This is a genomic window from Pseudomonas sp. yb_9 (genome assembly GCF_043103635.1).
Taxonomy (GTDB): domain Bacteria; phylum Pseudomonadota; class Gammaproteobacteria; order Pseudomonadales; family Pseudomonadaceae; genus Aquipseudomonas; species Aquipseudomonas monteilii.
Genome location: NZ_JBICKA010000102.1, coordinates 1 through 13352 on the forward strand (window position 1 = coordinate 1; position 13352 = coordinate 13352).

Here is a 13352-nt window from a genome sequence, read left to right on the forward strand (position 1 = left end):
TCGTGTACTAGAAAGGAGTCCCCGGTGGACGAATACCAGCAAACCATCCGCGCTTTGTCCGACCGCATCGTTGCGGCCCAGACCCCGATCCGGGTATTGGACGCGGTGAAGTGGGACGACAACATTCGCCAGGGCTTCCTCAAGGCCAAGGGCAAGGCGCCGCCGGCCGTCGACCGCGCTTATTACCAGTCGCGCCCGCTGGCGTTCGACTCCGGGGCGGTCAAGGCCGAGTTCCAGGCCATCGAGCGCGACATCATTCGCCAGCTTGGCCAGTTCAACCCGGTCGGGCAGATCATGAAGCGCATGTGCCGCGAATACCGCATGGTGGTGCGCATGCTCGAAGCGCGTGGCACCGAGGACTTCGGCCTCATCTCTCAGGAACTGTACGGCGCCGCCTCCGATGCCTTCCACGCCGGTGACCCGACCTTGGCCGACCTCGGCCTGATGCTCTCGGATTACCTGAACAACATCGATGGCCGTGGCGATCTCAAGGACGAACCGAAAAACCTCACCGCCAAGGAGGCCGTGGATATCCTCCAGCGCCGGCTGAACAAGGTGTTCGGTGAAGCCGAGGAAACCATTCGGGTATTCGAATCTGACGGGATCGTGGCCGATGCCGCCGCTGGCGCCGACTACATCAAGGTGCGCGCCGATGCCATGTTCAACAGCCGCGATGTGCGTGCCCTGGAAGTGCACGAAGGGCTGGTCCATGTGGGCACCACGCTCAACGGCCTGAACCAGCCGATCTGCACCTTCCTGGCCAAGGGCCCGCCCTCGTCGACGGTAACCCAGGAAGGCCTGGCGATTCTCATGGAGGTCATCGCCTTTGCTTCCTACCCCAGCCGCCTGCGCAAGCTCACCAATCGCACCCGCGCCATCCACATGGTCGAGGAGGGCGCCGATTTTCTCCAGGTGTTCAATTTCTTCCGCGAGCAAGGCTTCGAGATGTCGCAGAGCTACAGCAACGCCAGCCGGGTGTTCCGCGGCTCGGTGCCCAATGGCCTGCCATTCACCAAGGACTTGTCCTACCTCAAAGGCTTCATCATGGTTTACAACTACATTCAGTTGGCCGTGAAGAAGGGCAAGCTCGAACAGATCCCGTTGCTGTTCTGTGGCAAGACCACGCTGGAAGACATGCGCACCTTGCGCCAGTTGGTGGAGGAGGGGCTGGTCGAGCCCCCCAAGTACCTGCCCGAACAGTTCCGCGACCTTAACGCACTGTCGGCCTGGATGTGCTTCTCCAACTTCCTCAACCACCTGAGCCTGGACCGTATTGAAGCCGACTACGCGAACATTCTCTGAGTGCTGCCGCCTGCTGGCGCTTGGCCTGGTCCTGCTGGGCCTTGGCGGCTGCAGCAGCCTGCTGTTCTATCCCGAGCGTGGCCAGGCATTCACCCCCGAACGGGCCAAACTCGACTACCGCGATGTCACCCTTGCCACGTCGGACGGCCTGCGCCTGCACGGCTGGTGGTTGCCGGCCAAGGCGGGTGTCGAGGTGAAGGGCACGGTACTGCATTTGCACGGCAACGGCGGCAACCTGCCTGGGCACCTGGGGGGTAGCTATTGGCTGCCGGAGCAGGGCTACCAGGTGCTGATGATCGATTACCGCGGCTATGGCCTGTCGCAGGGCACACCGTCCCTGCCAGAGGTGTATGAAGACATCGCGGCGGCCATGGCCTGGCTGGACCAGGCACCCGAGGTCAAGGGCAAGCCGTTGGTGCTGCTGGGGCAAAGCCTTGGCGGTGCCATGGCAATCCACTACCTGGCGGCCCATCCCGAGCAGCGCCAGCGCTTCAGCGCCTTGGTGTTCGATGGCGTACCGGCCAGTTACCGTGGGGTGGGGCGCTATGCCCTCAGCACGTCATGGATGACCTGGCCGTTGCAGGTGCCGCTGTCGTGGCTGGTGCCGGACGGCGACAGTGCGATCCGTTCGATCGAGCAGTTGAGCAGCCCGCCCAAGCTGTTCTTCCACAGCATCGACGACAACCTGGTGCCGATGGACAACGGCATCCGCCTGTACCAGCACGCGCCGCCACCACGAGTCCTGCAACTGACCCGAGGCGGCCATGTGCAGACCTTCGCCGACCCTACCTGGCGCCAGGTGATGCTGCGTTTCCTTGACGACCCCAGCCATTTCAACGGCCTTCGGCGCCTGGCCGAAGTGCCCAATTACCCTGACGAGAAGAACAAGCAATGAGTGAAGAACGCAACGCCATCCCGCTGATCCTGACCGGCGTCGGCAGTATCATCGTGACGGTGGGGGCCTTGTGGTACTACGGTTACCTGCATTTCGCCAAACCCGAGGATGCCCTGTTGTTGCAGGACTTCACCATGCTCAAGACCATTCCGGGCGAGGACTACAAGGTTTCGCTGGACCCGGCGCCGCAAGTGGCCCAGTGCGTCGATGGTGTGCTGGTGCTGTTCGACACCCAGCAGAAAGGCCTGACCGGCGTGCTGGTGGACAACCGCAAGCGTGCGGTGCGCTGCATGGGCGAGGAAACCCCGCAGCAGGTGAAGTGAGTGTTCGGCGCAGCATTTTTTGCGCCTGTGAGATCGAGCGCCGCCCGCGTGGCGCTCGATCTCGCTGGCGCCAGAACATTATCGGCGGACAAACAAAAACCCCGCCTAGAGGGCGGGGTCGGGGTTAGCCTGCGTTACTGCTGAACCTGGCTCACCGTACGCGGTGCCACCGGCTGGTTGTCATTGGAGATGGTCACCTCCACCCGGCGGTTCTGCGCCCGGCCCGAATTGCTGCCGTTGTCCGCTACCGGGTACTCCTTACCGTAACCCTGGGCGACGATGCGCGCAGGGTCTACGCCGGCACGCACCAGCGCCATGCGCACGGAACCCGCGCGGCGTTCGGACAGGCTCTGGTTGTAGCTGGCCGAGCCGACGCTGTCGGTGTAGCCCTCGACAATCACCTTGCGCTCAGGGTTTTCCTGAAGGAACTGGGCCAGCTTGGTGATGTTCGGGTAGGCGTTGCTCTTGAGTTCGGCCTTGTTGAAGTCGAACAGCACGTCACCGAAGGTGACCAGCGTACCGCGGTCGGTCTGCTTGGCGTTGAGGCTGTCCTGCAGCTTGGCGATCTGTGCGTCGCGGGCGTCCAACTTGGCCTGGGCGCGTTGTGCGGCGGCGTTTTTCAGCTCGCCTTCGGCGGTACGCAGGGCGATGGTCTGCTTGGCCACCTCGACACGCTGGTTGGTCAGGTAGGCGAGCTGGTCGACCTTCTTCTGGTCTTCGCGGTCCATGTAGGCCTTGTCAGCCTTGTTCAGCCAGTCCTGGGCGTCCTTGGTCTCCAGCGCCGCCACCTTGCTCGATTGCGGGTCGCTCTGTAGCGAGGAGAAGTTGGTGCGGGCCGCCTCCAGGTTGGCGTTAGGGTCGTGCGAGCAGGCAGCAAGGCCGACGCTCAGGGCCAGCAGGGCGGGAATCATGACGTAATTGCGCATAGTGTTCATCCTTTGATCGTGTGCGAAGGCTAAGGTTGGCGGGGCAGGGCTCACTGAGCGCTGCGCAGGCCTTCCTCACGTACGTCCTGGACACCCTGGCGGGCGTCCTGCACGGCCTTCTGGGCCTTGGCCGCCTGGGCCTTGCGTTCGGCGAGGCGTGCGTCCCACTCGGCTTGCTGGGCCAGCATTTTGGCTTCGTCATACTTTTTGTCGTGCATGGCGATCTCGGCCTGCTTGAACTTGTCCTGGGCCGCTTTCATCTCCACGGCGGCGAACTCGGTACCGCCAGCGCTGACGGCAGCGTTCACGGCGGACTGGGTAACGGCATACTGCTCGGTAGGCGGGTTCCCTGCACAGCCGGCCAGGACCAGGCTACTGCCCAGGGCCAGCGCGGCCAGCTTGAACCCGCGCACGTGAGTGGATGACAGTTTGCTAGTGCGGGTTTTCATGGTGGTCAGCTCCATTGGATCACTCCTGATTACGACGATGTCCGTAGCAGTCCATCGCTCATTCCCTGACAAATCCGTGCGCTTCAGCTGAACGGTGCACAAGGGCAGGTGTGCAGGGTTTTAGCGTGATGGCTATTAGCTCCGACTCGATCGTTTTTCGAATGGTTCAGAAAAAAGTGATCCGCACGAGCAATTATTTCTGACTGATTGGTCAGCGAGCATTTTCTTGAACTTTCGCGGGCGAAAGCGGTATTCCGGGCCTCCAGCAGGCCCGGAACGGTGGCGCGGGGGTTATTTGTCGCTGTCGCCTGCGGTGTTGCTCAGGCTGTGCAGGTGCTGGCGCGAGAGTGACAGAAAGCGTGGGGTAGGCCCCACATCTTCGTACATCGGGTCGCCTTCTTCATCGGTGGCGATGACCTGACGGCCCTGCACATAGGGGAAGCTGGCCTCCACCTCTTCAAGGGCGGCGGCTACCAGTTCGCCGAGCAATTCCTCGGCGGTGCGTTTGGGGTACATGTCGATCAGCGCGGCCAGACGCGCCTCTGACTCCAGGTCAAGGTGCAGGACATGGCCCGTGCGGCTGAGGGGGCCGGCGGCATTCTGTTCCCAGTGCTGGGCGAGTTCACGGATTTTCATGATGACCTCTGGTTACGCCTGCTAAGGCTGCATGGCATGGCAGTGCTATGCCTTCACTTTAGTTTGCTTTGGCCGATCACGGCTTGCCATTGCCGCCAGCCTGGGGGCACTCTTCGGGAGAGCTGTGTACAGGAGTGCGCCAGAGCCGCGCCAAAGAGAGGGCCAATGACCGATATCGATGTGCGTTTGCGTGAAGATGTCCATGTGTTGGGTGAGCTGCTGGGCGAAACCATTCGCCAGCAGCATGGCGATGCGTTCCTGCAGAAGATCGAGGACATCCGCCACAGTGCCAAGGCCGACCGGCGTGGCCCCGGCGAGCAACTGAGCTCGACCCTGGCTGACCTGGCCGAAGAAGACCTGCTGCCCGTGGCCAGGGCGTTCAACCAGTTCCTCAACCTGGCCAACATGGCCGAGCAGTACCAGTTGATCCGCCGTCGAGATGCCGACCAGCCCGAACCCTTCGAGGCCCGTGTGCTGCCCGAGTTGCTGGCGCGCCTGAAGCAGGCCGGGCTTGGCAACGATGCCCTGGCCCGGCAACTGGCCAAGCTCGACATCCAGCTGGTACTGACCGCACACCCCACCGAAGTGGCCCGCCGCACCCTGATTCAGAAGTACGACGCCATCGCCGGCCAGCTGGCTGCCCAGGACCACCGCGACCTGACTCCGGCCGAACGCCAGCAGGTACGCGAACGCCTGCGCCGGCTGATTGCCGAGGCCTGGCACACCGAAGAAATCCGCCGCACCCGCCCCACGCCGGTAGACGAAGCCAAGTGGGGCTTTGCCGTGATCGAGCATTCGCTCTGGCACGCCATCCCCAGTCACCTGCGCAAGGTCGATAAAGCGCTGCTGGAGGCCACCGGCCTGCGTCTGCCGCTTGAAGCCGCGCCAATCCGCTTTGCCTCGTGGATGGGCGGTGACCGTGACGGCAACCCCAACGTGACTGCCGCCGTCACCCGCGAAGTGTTGCTGCTGGCCCGCTGGATGGCCGCCGACCTGTTCCTGCGTGACATCGATGCACTGGCTGCGGAGCTGTCCATGCAGCAGGCCAACGAGGCGCTGCGCGAACGGGTTGGCGACAGTGTCGAGCCCTACCGCGCCGTGCTCAAGCAGTTGCGCGACCGGCTACGGGCCACGCGTGCCTGGGCGCATTCGGCATTGACCAGCAGCCAACCGGCCAGCGCCGACGTGCTGGTGGATAACCGCGACCTGATCGCACCGCTGGAGCTGTGCTACCAGTCGCTGCACGAATGCGGCATGGGCGTGATCGCCGAAGGCCCGCTGCTGGACTGCCTGCGCCGCGCCGTGACCTTTGGCCTGTTCCTGGGTCGCCTGGATGTGCGCCAGGACGCCGCTCGCCACCGCGACGCACTGACCGAGATCACCGACTACCTGGGCCTGGGGCGCTATGCCGACTGGGATGAAGAGCAGCGCATCGAATTCCTCCAGGCCGAGCTGAAGAACCGTCGGCCCCTGCTACCTGCGCATTTCAAGCCGCAAGCGGATACCGCCGAAGTGCTGGCCACCTGTCGCGAAGTCGCCGCCGCACCGGCTGCCTCCCTGGGCTCCTACGTCATTTCCATGGCCGGTGCCGCTTCGGATGTGCTGGCGGTGCAACTGCTACTGAAGGAAGCCGGCCTTACCCGCCCCATGCGCGTGGTACCGCTGTTCGAAACCCTGGCCGATCTGGACAACGCTGGCCCCGTGATGCAGCGACTGCTCGGCCTACCAGGCTACCGCGCCGGGCTGCGCGGCCCGCAGGAAGTGATGATTGGCTACTCCGACTCGGCCAAGGACGCCGGCACTACGGCGGCGGCCTGGGCGCAGTACCGGGCCCAGGAAAACCTGGTGCGCATTTGTGCCGAACATCAGGTTGAACTGCTGCTGTTCCACGGCCGTGGCGGCACGGTAGGGCGAGGCGGTGGCCCCGCTCACGCGGCGATCCTGTCGCAACCGCCGGGGTCGGTGGCGGGACGTTTCCGCACCACCGAGCAGGGCGAGATGATCCGCTTCAAGTTCGGCTTGCCGGGCATTGCCGAGCAAAACCTCAACCTGTACCTGGCTGCCGTGCTCGAAGCTACGCTGTTGCCACCACCGCCTCCGCAGCCCGCGTGGCGCGAGGTGATGGACCAGCTGGCTGCCGATGGCGTGAAGGCCTACCGCAGCGTGGTGCGGGACAACCCCGACTTTGTCGAATACTTCCGCCAGTCGACGCCAGAGCAAGAGTTGGGGCGCCTGCCACTGGGCAGTCGCCCAGCCAAGCGCCGCGCTGGAGGCATCGAAAGCCTGCGGGCCATCCCGTGGATTTTCGGCTGGACCCAGACGCGCCTGATGCTGCCAGCCTGGTTGGGCTGGGAAACCGCGCTGAGCAACGCATTGGCCCGTGGCCAGGGCGAGCTGCTGGCGCAGATGCGCGAACAGTGGCCGTTCTTCCGCACCCGTATCGACATGCTGGAGATGGTGCTGGCCAAGGCTGATGCGCAAATTGCCGAGGCCTACGACGAACGTCTAGTGCAACCGCACTTGCTTCCTTTAGGTGCACACCTGCGCGACCTATTGTCGCAGTCCTGCGAGGTGGTACTGGGCCTGACCGGGCAGCCGGTGCTACTGGCGCACAGCCCCGAAACGCTGGAATTCATCAGCCTGCGCAACACCTACCTGGACCCGCTGCACCGCCTGCAGGCCGAGTTGCTGGCCCGCTCGCGCAGCCGCGAAGCCGCTCTGGACAGCCCGTTGGAGCAGGCCTTGCTGGTGACCGTGGCGGGCATTGCCGCCGGGCTGCGCAACACCGGCTGAGGGCACGTGCAGGCTGCCGAGTATGTGTGCCGTGCAGAGCCTGCATGGGTAAGGGGAGGGTGGTTGCGCCGGGCGCAACCACCTGCCAGGTCAGCCGCAAGTGGCGCATTCCTGCAACTTTGGGACGCTTGTCTGGCTGCCGGGCGCTGTGTATCTTGAGCAGCCTTCTGACCGATTTTGGGTCATACCCGATTTTCCGGACTTGGCCCTGGTTGCCGAATCCATTGAATTTCATAAAAAAATTTGAGGAGCACAAGATGCGCGTAATTCTGCTGGGAGCTCCCGGGGCCGGTAAAGGTACTCAGGCAAAGTTCATCACCGAAAAGTTCGGTATTCCACAGATCTCCACCGGTGACATGCTGCGTGCCGCTGTCAAGGCCGGCACCCCGCTGGGCCTGGAGCTGAAGAAAGTCATGGATGCCGGCCAGCTGGTCTCCGACGAGCTGATCATCAGCCTGGTCAAGGAGCGCATCGCTCAGCCAGATTGCGCCAACGGCTGCCTGTTCGACGGCTTCCCACGCACCATCCCGCAAGCCGAAGCCATGGTCGCTGCCGGTGTCGACATCGACGCCGTGGTCGAAATTGCCGTGGACGACGAAGAAATCGTTGGCCGCATGGCGGGCCGTCGCGTGCACCTGGCCTCGGGCCGCACCTACCACATTCAGTACAACCCGCCGAAAGTGGAAGGCAAGGACGACGAGACTGGCGAAGACCTGATCCAGCGCGACGACGACAAGGAAGAAACCGTTCGCCATCGCCTGTCGGTCTACCACAGCCAGACCAAGCCGCTGGTGGACTTCTATCAGAAGCTGTCGGCCGCCAACGCCGGCAAGCCGAAGTACAGCCACATCGAAGGTGTCGGCTCGGTTGAAGCCATCACCGCCAAGGTCCTGGCAGCCCTGAGCTGATCCAGCGCCTGACGCCCATCGACAACGGCCCGCTAGCGGGCCGTTGTCGTTTATACTGCCGCTCTTTTCCCTGCTCCTGGATACCTGTTCGATGACCACCCTGCTGGCCCTGGATACCGCCACCGAAGCCTGTTCCGTCGCGCTGCTGCATGACGGCAAGGTAACCAGCCATTACGAGGTGATCCCACGTCAGCACGCGCAGAAGCTGCTGCCGATGATCAAGCAGCTGCTGGCCGAGTCGGGCGTTGCGCTGAATCAACTGGACGCCATAGCCTTTGGCCGCGGCCCGGGCGCCTTCACCGGCGTGCGTATTGCCATTGGCGTGGTACAGGGCCTGGCCTTCGCCCTGGAGCGCCCGGTGCTGCCGGTTTCCAACCTGGCCGCGCTGGCCCAGGGCGCATTGCGCGAGCAGGGCGTGCAGCAGGTGGCAGCCGCCATCGATGCGCGCATGGATGAAGTGTATTGGGGGTGCTACCAGGCCACAGCGGGCGAAATGCGCCTGGTCGGGCATGAGGCGGTGCTGCCGCCCGAGCACGTGGCGCTTCCAGCCGACGGCGCTGGTGAGTGGTTTGGCGCCGGCACCGGTTGGGGCTATGCCGAGCGCCTGGCCGTGCAAGTTGCAGCCAGCAATGCCAGTGCCTTGCCCAATGCACTGGACATCCTCCGCCTGGCAAGCTTTGCCTGGGCCCGTGGCGAGGCAATCGACGCCGACCAGGCGCAACCGGTATACCTGCGCGATAATGTAGCTACGCCGAAGAAGCAGTGAATGCTGTTCGTCGGTTACTGCCGGTGAAAGCAAAACCTTCTGCGCGATCTGTGGTCCAGTTATCACTTAAGCATTAGCGACGGAACTCTGATGCTGTTAGATTGCCATCATTGGTCCTGAGTATTCATGCCATGCGTATCGACGGTTTCTCATCGCAGTCCTACCTGATCAAGCGCACACCGCGCAAGGCAGCGGTGCGTGACGAGGCCATCGACGACGCAGAAGTGATCGAAGACAGCCAGGATGCACCCGTGGAAGCCACCGCCCGCCGTCGCAGCGGTGGCCTGCCGGCCCGCCAGCAGGACATGATCTTTCCCCGCGCCAGAGACCGCCGCACGGCTACCGCACTGGCCAGCTACTTGAGCACTGCAGGTTTTACCGACTGGGACATGGAAGTACTGGGGCTCGACCTGTACATTTGATGGATGAGTCCATCACCACTGCCTTACTTTCTCGGTTGCCCGTCGTGGAGTGAAAACGCCTGGCGGGACTACCTGTACCCCGCCGACGCCAACAGCAATGAGATGCTTGGCCTCTACAGCCAGGTGTTCAACGCTGTCGAGGGCAATACTACCTTCTACGCACGCCCCGCCCCAGGCACCCTTGCCCGCTGGGCGCAGGTGATGCCCGAGCACTTCCGTTTCACTGCCAAGTTTCCGCGGGACATCAGCCACGAGGGCGATCTGCGTGACCAGCTTGAGGCTGCCTTCGATTTCACCCGGCTGATGGCCCCGCTGGGTCAGCGGGTATCGCCATACTGGTTACAGCTTCCGGCCCAGTTCGGCCCATCACGGTTAGGCGAGTTGTGCCATTTCCTTGATGAAATCGGTACGCCGGTGGCCGTGGAAGTTCGCAACCAGGCCTTCTTCGCCAAGGGTGAGGACGAGCGCCTGCTCAACCGCCTGTTGCACGAGCGCGGCGTGGAGCGCATCTGCCTTGACCCGCGTGCGCTGTTCAGTTGCACCTCGCGTGACACGGCCGTTTTGCACGCGCAGTCCAAGAAGCCCAAGGTGCCACCACGCCCCGCAGCCTTCAGCCAGCACCCGCAAGTACGCTTTATCGGTCACCCGGAGCTGGAGGCTAACGAGGCCTTCCTTACCCCTTGGGTAGAAAAGGTCGCCGCCTGGATCGAAGAGGGCCGCAGCCCTTACATCTTCCTTCACACTTCGGACAATCGTCTGGCCGCAGCCCTGGCCCAGCGGTTCCATCAACGCCTGATGGCACGCCTGCCGGGCCTCGCTTCTTTGCCTGAATTGCCGCGCGCGCCCGAGGTCGAACAATTGGGGCTACTCTGACCTTTCCCTGACTGCCGGAGGTTGATTCATGGATGTGCAAACCCTGCGAGCCGAAGCCTTCAAGGCACTGCATGAACGTAATGGCGCGTTCGTCATCCCCAACCCGTGGGATGCCGGCTCCGCCAGGTTGCTGGCCAGCCTGGGCTTCGAGGCGCTGGCCACGACCAGTGCCGGCCTGGCCTTCAGCCTGGGCCGCCCGGATGCCGAAGGTGCCTTGAACCTGGAGGACACCCTGGACAATGCCGGGGAGATTGTCGATGCGACCCCCTTGCCAGTGGCTGCCGACCTGGAAAACGGCTTTGGCGACCTGCCCGAGGATTGCGCCAATACCATCTTGCGTGCCGCTGAAGCGGGCTTGGTGGGCGGCTCCATCGAGGATGCCAGTGGCCGTAGCGAAACGCCCATCTATGACTTTGGCCTGGCGGTGGAGCGCGTTCACGCCGCGGTGCAGGCTGCCCGTAGCCTGCCGTTCCCGTTCACCCTGTGCGCCCGGGCAGAAAACCTGCTGCACGGGCGGATGGACCTGGACGACACCATCAAGCGTTTGCAGGCCTACGCCGAAGCCGGCGCCGATGTGCTTTACGCCCCGGGCCTGCGTACCGCCGAGGAAATTCGCGCGGTGGTGCAGGCCCTGGCGCCGCGCCCGGTGAATGTGTTGATGGGCATGGCAGGCGTGCCGCTGAGCGTGAACCAGTTGCAGGACCTAGGTGTGCGCCGCATCAGTGTCGGCTCGTCGTTGGCTCGCGCCGCCTTGGGGGCGTTCCACCGGGCTGCGCTGGAAATCCGCGATGAGGGTACATTCGGCTACGGGGAGCAGGCACTGCCATTCGCTCAGCTGAACGACCTGTTCCGCCGTTGATGAAGGCCGTGCTGGCGCTGTTGGCCGGCGTGCTGCTGCTGGCCGGCCTGGCCTGGTACTCCGGTTGGCGTCTGCCCGCCGCCTGGAATCCTTGGGCGCCGCTGGACGTACGCCAGCCGCCCAATGTCCTGACCCCTTACAAGCTCGCACGCCTGCGCGATGACCCGGCGCTGTGCCGACAGGCGCTGGAAACCAGCCAGCTGCGTTACCGGGCGCAAGCCGACAGCCCGACTTCCGCCAACTGCCCGCTGCAAAACGTATGGCGCATCGAGGGCGGCCAAGCGCGGCTCAGCAGCAGCTTTCTGGCCAGTTGCCCGCTGGCGGTGGCCTATGCGCTGTTTGAAAACCATGGTCTGCAGCCTGTGGCACAGCGGGTGTTGGGCCAGTCGGTGGCTCAGGTGGATCACTTGGGCAGTTTTGCCTGCCGCAACGTCTACCACCGCAAGCAGGGCCGCCTGAGCCAGCACGCCACAGCCAATGCACTGGATATCAGTGGCTTTCGCCTGCAGGACGGCCAGCGCATTGTGCTGGCCCGTGACTGGCAGGCCGGTGGGCAGAAGGCGGAATTCTTGCGGCAAGTGCAGCAGGCGGCCTGCGAGAGCTTCAGCACGGTACTGGGGCCGGGCTACAACGCCGCGCACCACAACCACTTTCATCTGGACATGGGGCGCTGGCAGGTCTGCCGTTAGCCTCAGGCGTGAACGCGCACGTTGTTCAGCACCACCGGGCGTGCCCAGTGGATATCGAACTCCAGGTCGTTCTGCTGCTTGGCCAGGGTTGTGTCATCAAACGGTTCGGGCGCCGGGTCCAGCAGGTCGGTTTCGAATTCGGCGATGGGCAGGAACAATGCGCGCGGGGTAGGGCCTGGGCCGGGTTCGGCAATCGGCTGGCCTTGGCTCATCACCACCGGGCGCATCCAGCTGTTGCTGATATCGAGCTGACGCTGCTGCTCGATCAGTTCCAGGGCACTGAACGGCTCGGGAGCAGGGGGCAGCAGCTTGGCTTCAAGCTCTGCCTTGGGCAGGAACAGCGGTTCGGGCGGGGCCACCTCGGTGTCTTGCACCGGGCAGGCGCGCTGGGCGTCGATCAGCGCCAGTGCGCGGGCGCCGCCGATGGGTTCGCCGCTGTCCTGGTCATACTGCACGAACGACTGGCTGACGCTGTCTACGGGCTCTTCCTGCTGCTCGGCCATGGCCCGGGCAAAAAAGTCCTGCCACAGGTGGCTGACGCCCCCGAGTGCCTGGGTGTTGTGCTGACTGTAGTTGCCGACAGGCGACAAGTAGGTCAAGCCGATGGGAAGAGTATCTGACATGGCAGTCGCGCGCGTTGTGCTCTGGCAGAATAGCGGGATATTGCCTGTATCGGCCGTGGCTGCCGATTCATTAAGGCTTGGTTTGACTTTTTAGGTGTGGACGATGGAAGAGCAAGGCACGGGTATCAGGGTCGAAGCGATGTCGACTGAGTATGCGGAACAGGCCAAGGCGTGGGCCGAGCGTCTAAGCCTGCCGCTACAGGACGATAGCGCCGGCTTCGCCGTGCAGGTGGGCGCCGAGGGTTTGCAGATTCAGCAACTGGGCCCGCAGGCACCGGGGCCGGTGCGGGTGGACTTCGTTGAAGGCCAGGCGGCGCACCGGCGCCAGTTTGGCGGTGGCAACGGGCAGATGATCGCCAAGGCCGTGGGCATTGCCCAAGGCGTGCGGCCGCAGGTGCTGGATGCCACGGCAGGCTTGGGCAAGGACGCATTCGTGCTGGCCAGCCTGGGCTGCCAGATGACCCTGATCGAGCGCCAGCCGCTGATTGCCGCGTTGCTGGAGGATGGCCTTGCGCGAGCCCGTGTGGATGAAGAAGTTGGGCCGATTGTCGGGCGCATGCGCTTGCTGACCGGCAACGCCATCGAGCGCATGCGCAGCTGGGAAGGGGAGGCGCCGCAGGTGATCTACCTCGACCCGATGTTCCCGCACCGGGACAAGAGCGCCTTGGTGAAAAAGGAAATGCGCGTGTTCCGGCCCTTGGTGGGGGATGACCTGGACGCCCCGGCCCTGCTCGAAGCCGCCCTGGCACTGGCCAGCCACCGGGTGGTGGTGAAGCGGCCGCGCAAGGCGCCGATCATTGATGGGCCCAAGCCCAGCCATAGCCTGGAGGGTAAGTCGAGCCGGTATGACATTTACCCGAAGAAGGCGCTGAAGGCCTGATTCTGTTG

General features: G+C 63.9%; 15 protein-coding genes. 11 read left to right on the plus strand and 4 right to left on the minus strand.

Annotated features, from left to right (window positions below):
* Positions 1 to 24 precede the first annotated feature (24 nt).
* From ACF8MI_RS25100 to ACF8MI_RS25110, 3 genes are read left to right on the plus strand one after another with little or no spacing between them, the layout of a single operon-like run.
* Positions 25 to 1302 (plus strand): flavohemoglobin expression-modulating QEGLA motif protein, encoded by a 1278-nt coding sequence (locus ACF8MI_RS25100; protein WP_200928757.1) that lies wholly within the window; start codon positions 25 to 27, stop codon positions 1300 to 1302.
* Complete coding sequence (locus ACF8MI_RS25105) at positions 1274 to 2197, plus strand: alpha/beta hydrolase (RefSeq protein WP_060497367.1); 924 nt, start codon at positions 1274 to 1276, stop codon at positions 2195 to 2197. The genes ACF8MI_RS25100 and ACF8MI_RS25105 overlap by 29 nt, the downstream gene beginning before the upstream one ends.
* Positions 2194 to 2520, plus strand: coding sequence for a hypothetical protein (locus tag ACF8MI_RS25110; RefSeq protein ID WP_104834086.1), 327 nt, complete (start codon positions 2194 to 2196; stop codon positions 2518 to 2520). The genes ACF8MI_RS25105 and ACF8MI_RS25110 overlap by 4 nt, the downstream gene beginning before the upstream one ends.
* Positions 2521 to 2654: 134 nt before the next feature.
* On the opposite strand, the gene ACF8MI_RS25115 is transcribed toward ACF8MI_RS25110, so the two are convergent.
* From ACF8MI_RS25115 to ACF8MI_RS25125, 3 genes are all read right to left on the minus strand, one after another.
* A complete protein-coding gene (locus tag ACF8MI_RS25115; RefSeq protein WP_060497365.1) occupies positions 2655 to 3446 on the minus strand; it encodes an OmpA family protein in 792 nt (263 codons plus the stop codon).
* 50 nt (positions 3447 to 3496) lie between these two features.
* Entirely contained in the window at positions 3497 to 3910 is a 414-nt protein-coding gene (locus ACF8MI_RS25120) for a DUF4398 domain-containing protein (RefSeq protein WP_060497364.1), read from the minus strand.
* A 276-nt stretch (positions 3911 to 4186) separates the two neighbouring features.
* Positions 4187 to 4531 carry a hypothetical protein gene (locus ACF8MI_RS25125; protein WP_060497363.1) on the minus strand — a complete coding sequence of 115 codons (345 nt, stop codon included), beginning with the start codon at positions 4529 to 4531 and terminating at the stop codon, positions 4187 to 4189.
* A 165-nt stretch (positions 4532 to 4696) separates the two neighbouring features.
* On the opposite strand from ACF8MI_RS25125, the gene ppc reads away from it, so the two are divergent.
* The 7 genes from ppc (at position 4697) to ACF8MI_RS25160 (ending at position 11841) form a co-directional block, all read left to right on the plus strand.
* Entirely contained in the window at positions 4697 to 7324 is a 2628-nt protein-coding gene (ppc, locus tag ACF8MI_RS25130; protein WP_060497362.1) for a phosphoenolpyruvate carboxylase, read from the plus strand.
* A gap of 257 nt (positions 7325 to 7581) precedes the next feature.
* A complete protein-coding gene (gene adk / locus ACF8MI_RS25135) occupies positions 7582 to 8232 on the plus strand; it encodes an adenylate kinase (protein WP_016712963.1) in 651 nt (216 codons plus the stop codon).
* A gap of 91 nt (positions 8233 to 8323) precedes the next feature.
* Positions 8324 to 8998 (plus strand): tRNA (adenosine(37)-N6)-threonylcarbamoyltransferase complex dimerization subunit type 1 TsaB, encoded by a 675-nt coding sequence (gene tsaB, locus ACF8MI_RS25140; protein ID WP_200928756.1) that lies wholly within the window; start codon positions 8324 to 8326, stop codon positions 8996 to 8998.
* A gap of 131 nt (positions 8999 to 9129) precedes the next feature.
* Entirely contained in the window at positions 9130 to 9420 is a 291-nt protein-coding gene (locus ACF8MI_RS25145) for a hypothetical protein (protein ID WP_060497360.1), read from the plus strand.
* A gap of 3 nt (positions 9421 to 9423) precedes the next feature.
* Entirely contained in the window at positions 9424 to 10293 is an 870-nt protein-coding gene (locus tag ACF8MI_RS25150; RefSeq protein WP_104834087.1) for a DUF72 domain-containing protein, read from the plus strand.
* Between the two features lie 28 nt (positions 10294 to 10321).
* Positions 10322 to 11152 (plus strand): oxaloacetate decarboxylase, encoded by an 831-nt coding sequence (locus ACF8MI_RS25155; RefSeq protein WP_200928755.1) that lies wholly within the window; start codon positions 10322 to 10324, stop codon positions 11150 to 11152.
* Complete coding sequence (locus ACF8MI_RS25160; protein ID WP_104834089.1) at positions 11152 to 11841, plus strand: extensin family protein; 690 nt, start codon at positions 11152 to 11154, stop codon at positions 11839 to 11841. The genes ACF8MI_RS25155 and ACF8MI_RS25160 overlap by 1 nt, the downstream gene beginning before the upstream one ends.
* 2 nt (positions 11842 to 11843) lie before the next feature.
* Here ACF8MI_RS25160 and ACF8MI_RS25165 read toward each other — a convergent pair whose 3' ends face one another.
* On the minus strand, positions 11844 to 12464 hold the full coding sequence (locus ACF8MI_RS25165) for a hypothetical protein (RefSeq protein ID WP_060497357.1): 621 nt from the start codon (positions 12462 to 12464) through the stop codon (positions 11844 to 11846).
* A 103-nt stretch (positions 12465 to 12567) separates the two neighbouring features.
* On the opposite strand from ACF8MI_RS25165, the gene ACF8MI_RS25170 reads away from it, so the two are divergent.
* Entirely contained in the window at positions 12568 to 13344 is a 777-nt protein-coding gene (locus ACF8MI_RS25170; protein WP_060497356.1) for a class I SAM-dependent methyltransferase, read from the plus strand.
* Positions 13345 to 13352 lie beyond the last annotated feature (8 nt).

What these genes read in the sequence shown, in the direction of transcription:
- ACF8MI_RS25110 (WP_104834086.1), top strand. Translation starts at nt 2,194, where the DNA reads ATGAGTGAAGAACGCAACGCCATCCCGCTGATCCTGACCGGCGTCGGC.
- ACF8MI_RS25115 (WP_060497365.1), bottom strand. Translation starts at nt 3,446, where the DNA reads ATGCGCAATTACGTCATGATTCCCGCCCTGCTGGCCCTGAGCGTCGGC.
- ACF8MI_RS25120 (WP_060497364.1), bottom strand. Translation starts at nt 3,910, where the DNA reads ATGGAGCTGACCACCATGAAAACCCGCACTAGCAAACTGTCATCCACT.
- ACF8MI_RS25125 (WP_060497363.1), bottom strand. Translation starts at nt 4,531, where the DNA reads ATGAAAATCCGTGAACTCGCCCAGCACTGGGAACAGAATGCCGCCGGC.
- ppc (WP_060497362.1), top strand. Translation starts at nt 4,697, where the DNA reads ATGACCGATATCGATGTGCGTTTGCGTGAAGATGTCCATGTGTTGGGT.
- adk (WP_016712963.1), top strand. Translation starts at nt 7,582, where the DNA reads ATGCGCGTAATTCTGCTGGGAGCTCCCGGGGCCGGTAAAGGTACTCAG.
- tsaB (WP_200928756.1), top strand. Translation starts at nt 8,324, where the DNA reads ATGACCACCCTGCTGGCCCTGGATACCGCCACCGAAGCCTGTTCCGTC.
- ACF8MI_RS25145 (WP_060497360.1), top strand. Translation starts at nt 9,130, where the DNA reads ATGCGTATCGACGGTTTCTCATCGCAGTCCTACCTGATCAAGCGCACA.
- ACF8MI_RS25150 (WP_104834087.1), top strand. Translation starts at nt 9,424, where the DNA reads ATGAGTCCATCACCACTGCCTTACTTTCTCGGTTGCCCGTCGTGGAGT.
- ACF8MI_RS25155 (WP_200928755.1), top strand. Translation starts at nt 10,322, where the DNA reads ATGGATGTGCAAACCCTGCGAGCCGAAGCCTTCAAGGCACTGCATGAA.
- ACF8MI_RS25160 (WP_104834089.1), top strand. Translation starts at nt 11,152, where the DNA reads ATGAAGGCCGTGCTGGCGCTGTTGGCCGGCGTGCTGCTGCTGGCCGGC.
- ACF8MI_RS25165 (WP_060497357.1), bottom strand. Translation starts at nt 12,464, where the DNA reads ATGTCAGATACTCTTCCCATCGGCTTGACCTACTTGTCGCCTGTCGGC.
- ACF8MI_RS25170 (WP_060497356.1), top strand. Translation starts at nt 12,568, where the DNA reads ATGGAAGAGCAAGGCACGGGTATCAGGGTCGAAGCGATGTCGACTGAG.